At 65.5% G+C, this 1,799-nt stretch carries 2 protein-coding genes; one reads left to right on the top strand and one right to left on the bottom strand.

The features are described 5' to 3' along the window. Positions 1-40 precede the first annotated feature (40 nt). On the bottom strand, positions 41-1,453 hold the full coding sequence (locus JCM9942_RS15095; protein WP_054660662.1) for a serine hydrolase domain-containing protein: 1,413 nt from the start codon (positions 1,451-1,453) through the stop codon (positions 41-43). 79 nt (positions 1,454-1,532) lie between these two features. Between JCM9942_RS15095 and JCM9942_RS15090 the strand changes: the two genes are divergently transcribed. After that, positions 1,533-1,799: LemA family protein (locus JCM9942_RS15090; protein WP_256202400.1), on the top strand; the 267-nt coding region annotated here is incomplete at its 3' end.

Genomic DNA, 1,799 nt, shown 5'->3' with positions numbered 1-1,799 from the left:
TTACCATTGGCCGCCTTTGTCTGCTGCACTGTGCCGGCGCTCAGCGCGGCGAGGCCACCGCACGCTCGGAGGACGCGCCCTTTTTGCCGTCACGTGCAGGGGCACCGTCGGCCATCAGGTTGTCACTGCCGAAGTCGGTATCCACATCCAGCCAGCGCTGCGTCGGCAGGCCAATGGCGCGGTCCAGGATGGTGGGCATCATGCCGCTGGGCAGGCTGCTTTCGCCGTTCCACATGATGGCGATACCCAGGTCGCGCTCGGGCAGCAATGCCACCAGGCCGCGGTAACCCTGCACGGCACCGGCATGGAACACCACCGAGTGACCGGCATAGTCGAACACACGCCAGCCCAGTGCGTAGCCGGCCGAATCCAGACGTTCACGCCGCCAGCCCGAGCGCATTTCGCCGGGGGTACTCACCAGCGGTGCGTGCAGGGTGGCCAGCAACGGCGCCGGCAGCACGTCCGGACGATGGCCGGTGTGGGCCAGCAGCCATTGCGCCATGTCGCTGGCGCTGGCATTGACGCCGGCCGCCGGTGCGACCCGGTAGTAGGTGGGCTTGGGGGTCAGCGAAACCCAGCCGTTGCGGCTGCGCACGTGCGGACGCGCCCAGCGCGAACTGGCCTGGATGCCGGCCAGGCCGAGGCTGGCATCGTTCATGCCCAGCGGCTTGAGGATGCGCTTCTCCACCGCCTGCTCGTAGAAGTTGCCGGAGGCGGCGAACACCACATCGCCAACCAGGCTGAAGGCCACGTTCTGGTAGGCGTAGCAATCGCCAGGGGCGCACCTCAGTGGCGCGCTGGCCAGTTTCTGGGTCAGCGTGTAGTAGTCGGCGTTGGCTTCCACATCGCGGTCGTAGGCGTTGTAGGTCAGGCCGACGCGATGGCTGAGTACATCGGCGACGGTCAACGCATTGGTCGCCTCGGGCGTGGCCAGGCGGAAGCCGGGCACGTAGTCGGTGATCTTGCTGTCCCAGCGCAGCGTGCCATCGTTGACCAGCAGCCCGGCCATGGTGCCGGCAAACGCTTTGGACAACGAGGCCAGGCGGAACACGGTATGGGCGTCCACCTGTTGCGGGTTGCTGATATCGGTAACGCCATAGCCGCGCGCGGAAAGAATGCGGCCGTTGTGGACGATGGCCATGGCCATGCCCGGAACACGGTTGCCATAGGTCAGTTGCTCGGCCAGCGACTCGATCGCGGCCACATTGAACTCGGGCGACAGCGGTTGCACCTGGTCGGGCCGCAGCGCGGCGCGATAGGGCATCGGTTGCGTGGGCGATGGGGGCGGCGCGTTTTCCAGATTCACCGGCAGGGCTGCGCTGGCGGTCACGTCGATGGGCAGGTTGGCGTGGGTGGGCGTCTGTGCGGTGGACGCCAATGCGAAGGGCATCAACACCCCCAGCAATCCCGATGCCACCGGGCGGATTCCCCGGCGCGAGTTCTTTTCTTTCATCGTGATCGGTGCCTGTAAGCTACTGCCGTCGGCGATTCTAGCGCCGCTTTTCACGATTGCACAAACGGGGAGAGGATGAATGGGCATCACATTGATATTGCTGGTCTTTCTTGTGGTGGCTGTCGCAGTTATCGCGGCCGGTGTTGGCATCTATAACGGACTGGTCCGTTCCCGTAATGCGTACCGGAATGCGTTCGCGCAGATCGACGTACAGCTGCAGCGCCGCTTCGACCTGATTCCCAATGTGGTGGAAACCGCCAAGGCCTACATGAGCCATGAGCGGCAGACGCTGGAGGCGGTGATCGCCGCACGCAGCGCGGCGCAGTCCGGGCTTGCGGCGGCCAAG

It is taken from the genome of Stenotrophomonas pictorum JCM 9942 (assembly GCF_001310775.1).
Lineage (GTDB): Bacteria > Pseudomonadota > Gammaproteobacteria > Xanthomonadales > Xanthomonadaceae > Stenotrophomonas > Stenotrophomonas pictorum.
The sequence above is the reverse complement of the archived record's forward strand: the minus strand, read 5'-3'. Positions and strand labels throughout refer to the sequence as shown.